The sequence below is a fragment of the Vibrio sp. 10N.261.52.A1 genome (assembly GCF_002876325.1).
Taxonomy (GTDB): Bacteria; Pseudomonadota; Gammaproteobacteria; order Enterobacterales; family Vibrionaceae; genus Vibrio; species Vibrio chagasii.
Genome location: NZ_MCYD01000582.1, coordinates 1 through 4,609 on the forward strand (window position 1 = coordinate 1; position 4,609 = coordinate 4,609).

Genomic DNA, 4,609 nt, shown 5'->3' on the forward strand with positions numbered 1-4,609 from the left:
ATGTGATTTGCGCATAAAAAAACCTTCGCTTATGACAGCGAAGGTTCAAAATAACTCTTATTCGAGCATAGAAGTGAGACTGTTCATGTTCAAGTGCGACTTTCTAAGTAACAAAAAAGCTCATTATCGATAAAGTGATCTATCAATAATGGGCTCTTTTAATGAACATGATTTCTGAGCGTTTTTTTATTCGTCCGACGCTACTGGTTGAGCAGCGGTCTCGATAACTTCTAACGGAATGTCTGAATCTTTAAGGATGTTCAGGATCTCTTCTGGTGGTTGTTTATTAGTAAACACCATGTGTGCTTGAGAGATGTTACCCAGCTTAACCATTGCGTTACGACCAAACTTACTGTGGTCGACTGCCAGGAAGATGCTACGGCTGTTTTCTATGATGGCTTGCTTCACTCGAACTTCATGGTAGTCAAAATCGAGGAGTGAGCCGTCAAAGTCGATGCCGCTGATCCCTAGAATACCGAAGTCGAGGCGAAACTGTTTCACGAAATCGAGTGTTGCTTCACCCACGATGCCACCATCACGGTTTCTTACTTCACCACCTGCCAAGATAACTTTTATCTCTGGGTTTGGTAGAAGGATACTGGCAACGTTGATGTTGTTAGTCACGACTCTGAGTTGTTTGTGGTTTTTGTTCAGCGCGCGTGCCACGGATTCTGGTGTGGTGCCGATATCAACGAACAAGGTTGCACCATCTGGAATGTGTTTTACCAGCTCGTCGGCAATCACATCTTTTTCATTGAAGTTAAGCGCTTTACGCGTGTTGTAAGAGGTGTTTTCTGAGCTAAGAGGAATGGTAGCACCACCATGATAGCGACGGATTTTATTGCTATCAGCCAGCTCATTGAGATCTCGTCTGATGGTTTGTGGGCTAACATCGAACTTCTCTACGAGCTCTTCGGTGCTCACATATCCTTGTGTTTTTACCAGGTCTACAATCTGCTGGTGTCTTGGAATTTGCTTCACTTAACTTACCACTCCCTGCGCGCTGCAATACTTTAGCGCACCTAATTCTAAATATTACCTCGCGCTATTGTGCTCGAATTGATACTCAGAGAGAAGTAATGATGGTAAGGAATTATGTCTAAACCGCAAAAACGTTGATCAAAACATGAAAAAAAGGCCCCAAACGCAAAAAAGAGCACAAAATAGTGCTCTTTTTAGTTTCGTTTACTGAGGAACGAACAATTCAATCGAAAAGAGAGTGATTATTCGAACGCTCGATTTTACTCTTCGTCGTCATCGTGCAGTTCAGACCAAACTTGTGCACACTTGATAGCACGTTTCCAACCTTTGTAACGGCGGTTACGTTTCTCTTCATCGTGGTGTGGCAAGAAAGTACGGTCTAGTACTGCTTTGTCTTGAAGCTCATCGATGCTGTCCCAGAAACCAACCGCTAGACCAGCAAGGTACGCTGCACCTAGAGCCGTTACTTCAGTCACTTCAGGACGGTGAACTTCTGTATCTAGCACGTCTGACTGGAATTGCATTAGGAAGTTGTTCGCTACTGCCCCGCCATCAACACGTAGGTTTGCTAGCTTGATGCCAGAGTCCGCTTGCATCGCATCCAGTACGTCACGAGTTTGGTAAGCAATGCCTTCCAGTGTTGCACGGATGATGTGGTTAGAGTTAACGCCACGAGTTAGGCCAACAATCGTACCGCGAGCGTAAGCATCCCAGTATGGTGCACCTAGACCAGTAAATGCAGGAACAACGTAAACACCGTTTGACGTATCTACTTTAGTTGCGAAGTACTCAGAGTCTTCTGCGCCAGCCAGTAGCTTCATTTCATCACGTAGCCATTGGATAGATGCGCCACCCATGAATACTGCACCTTCAAGTGCGTAAGCTGGTTCGCCTTTAGGACCACACGCTAATGTTGTTAATAGACCGTTCTTCGATGTTACTTTCTCTTGGCCTGTGTTCATCAGTAGGAAACAGCCCGTGCCGTACGTGTTTTTCGCTTGGCCAGCTTCAACACACATTTGACCGTAAAGCGCTGCTTGTTGGTCACCCGCAATACCAGCGATTGGAATACGAGTACCGCCTTTACCACCAAGGTTCGTTTGGCCGTAAACTTCAGAAGAGCGTTTCACTTCAGGCATCATTGATGCTGGGATACCCATCTCGTCTAGTAGCTTGCTGTCCCAGCATAGGTCGTTAATGTTAAACAACATAGTACGTGATGCGTTAGTGTAATCCGTAACGTGTACACGGCCTTGAGTCATCTTCCAAACCAACCAAGTATCAACTGTACCGAACAGTAACTTACCTGCTTCAGCGTCTTCGCGAGCACCTTCAACGTTGTCTAGAATCCATTTTACTTTTGTACCTGAGAAATACGGGTCAAGGACTAAACCTGTATTGTCACGCACGTAGTCTTCTAGGCCACGTTCTTTAAGTTCTTCACAAATTTCTGCAGTACGACGACATTGCCATACGATGGCGTTGTATACCGGTTTGCCTGTCTCTTTGTTCCAAACGATGGTGGTTTCACGTTGGTTAGTGATACCGATACCCGCTAGCTCGTCACTGCGAATGCCTGCTTTAGCTAGAGCTTCAACCAATGTAGAGCTTTGAGTCGCCCAGATTTCCATTGGATCATGCTCAACCCAGCCAGCCTTTGGATAAATTTGAGTAAATTCTCGTTGAGAAGAGCTTACGATGTTTGCATCGTGATCGAGGATTACAGCGCGAGAGCTTGTAGTGCCTTGGTCTAGGGCAACAATGTATTTTTGCTCGGTCATGGTAAGAATCCTTTTTGTTCCGTTATTTATATTTTAGTAAATGTAAGGTCGCTTGGGGTTAAGCTTGAGCTTGTTCAGCTTCTTCTTCTGTTTCACATTGGTTTGGAATTGTGCAGCCATGGCCTTCCACTGGTAGGTGAGCACCGATAACACGTGGGTACAACCAACCACCAAAACACGCACCAGCAATAGGAGCAAGAATTGGAACGATGAAGTAAGGAATATCACGAGCACCGGTTAATGCAAAATCCCAACCTGCAAAGTAAGCGAAAAGTTTTGGTCCGAAGTCACGTGCTGGGTTCATAGCAAAGCCAGTTAGTGGACCTAGAGAGCCACCAATTACCGCGATAAGGATACCGATCAGTAGAGGGTTCATTGCGCCACGTGATGCGCCATTGTTCTCGTCGCCCAGTGCCAGAATGGCAAACATCAATACAGCAGTAATCACGAATTCCACAGCAAAAGCGCCGAAGAAAGAGAGTGAAGCATGTGGGTAAGTCGAGAAGATACCAGCAGTTGATAGTGCGTCTTGGCTGCTACGAACAAAGTTATGAGCAATTTCGTAATCTGTAAACAAGTTGCTGTATAGGCTGTAAACCAAAGCTGCAGAGCAGAAGGCACCAAGTAATTGAGAGATGATGTAAGGCACTACTTTTGCCTTATCAAATCCATGGAACATGGCTAGCGCAATGGTTACTGCAGGGTTTATGTGTGCGCCAGAAACGCCAGCTGTGCAGTAAATCGCGATAGATACGCCGAAGCCCCAGATGATACTAACTTCCCATTGTCCGAATGTTGCACCTGTTAATACCAGTGCAGCCACACAGCCAACGCCAAAGAAGATGAGCAGGCCAGTACCGATAAATTCGGCGAGGCATTGCCCAAATAAAGAAGGTTGTTTGTTTGTTGTCATGTTCGAGTCCTTGTTATTTTTGCTTATCTAGCACGCGTATTGTGCATAAATTTGCGAACTCGAAAATAAACGAGCATTAAAAATGAGCGTTTGAGCATAAAATTGTTAATTAAACTGGCTTGAAATGTTAAACCGAACACTTTTGCTCGAAAAAGAAGCTTGTATGGACGCTATTGCGCGAATGTATGTCTCGGGAGGTCGCTAAAAGTACCTGTATGTAAGCAGATGCACAACTGGTAAGAGGAGTTGGTGGCCGGATTTGTGATGCTGATTCGCGAGTGGTGGTTTATTAAACTTGGATCTTGTGAGCTTATCCGGGGTCTCAAATGTTGGAAAAGCGTTAACAAACAAGGATGTATTTAAGCTATGACAAAAAATGCCAGATCCATACTGAATCTGGCAATTCGTTTTGTTTATCGCTCAGTGATGATATTTGAGCGAATCGGTGAATTAATTTAGAGCGTTAACTTTGCCTTGTGTAACAAAGTAGTCTCTTACTGAATCATACGCCCAGTTGAATCCGATAGCGTAGAGTACAAAGAAAATGACCAGGCCGATGTCCATAATCAATACGGTTAGGAAATCGAGCTTCAACACCCACATCAAAACTGGTAGCGTCACTGTCATTAAACCAAGTTCAAACCCCAATCCGTGTAAAACTCGGGTTTTCTTCGTTCGTTTTGTTCTATCTGCACCGAAGATTTTGTCGTAGCCGTAGTTGTAGACGTAGTTCCAAGCCATTGCTATTAGCGACATCGCAAGTGCTAACCCCGCCATTTCCCCAGCTCCATTGCCAGTAATGTAGGTTGCTAGCCCCGCCATCATGATCAGTGCGAACACTTCAAATAGCACCATATGTAGAATTCGTTCTTTGTGTGACATGTATTTTCTCTTTCTGTTGAATCTATATTTGTTGTTTGAAAGGCATATTATC

Annotated in this window: 4 protein-coding genes; all 4 read right to left on the reverse strand. The window is 44.7% G+C overall.

The window, feature by feature from the left end:
* Nucleotides 1-186: 186 nt before the first annotated feature.
* The gene (locus BCT81_RS09760; RefSeq protein ID WP_102424007.1) at nucleotides 187-981 is read right to left on the reverse strand and encodes a DeoR/GlpR family transcriptional regulator; all 795 of its coding nucleotides are present in this window, start codon (nucleotides 979-981) and stop codon (nucleotides 187-189) included.
* Between the two features lie 260 nt (nucleotides 982-1,241).
* A complete protein-coding gene (glpK, locus tag BCT81_RS09765) occupies nucleotides 1,242-2,762 on the reverse strand; it encodes a glycerol kinase GlpK (protein WP_063524098.1) in 1,521 nt (506 codons plus the stop codon).
* A gap of 58 nt (nucleotides 2,763-2,820) precedes the next feature.
* Nucleotides 2,821-3,675: an MIP/aquaporin family protein gene (locus BCT81_RS09770; protein ID WP_008215950.1), complete on the reverse strand. Its 855-nt coding sequence runs from the start codon at nucleotides 3,673-3,675 to the stop codon at nucleotides 2,821-2,823.
* Nucleotides 3,676-4,125: 450 nt separating this feature from the next.
* Nucleotides 4,126-4,557 (reverse strand): PACE efflux transporter, encoded by a 432-nt coding sequence (locus BCT81_RS09775; protein WP_061032075.1) that lies wholly within the window; start codon nucleotides 4,555-4,557, stop codon nucleotides 4,126-4,128.
* Nucleotides 4,558-4,609 lie beyond the last annotated feature (52 nt).

Bases quoted from the DNA above. Each gene is read 5' to 3' on its own strand.
- glpK (WP_063524098.1), bottom strand. From the start codon at position 2,762: ATGACCGAGCAAAAATACATTGTTGCCCTAGACCAAGGCACTACAAGC.
- BCT81_RS09770 (WP_008215950.1), bottom strand. From the start codon at position 3,675: ATGACAACAAACAAACAACCTTCTTTATTTGGGCAATGCCTCGCCGAA.
- BCT81_RS09775 (WP_061032075.1), bottom strand. From the start codon at position 4,557: ATGTCACACAAAGAACGAATTCTACATATGGTGCTATTTGAAGTGTTC.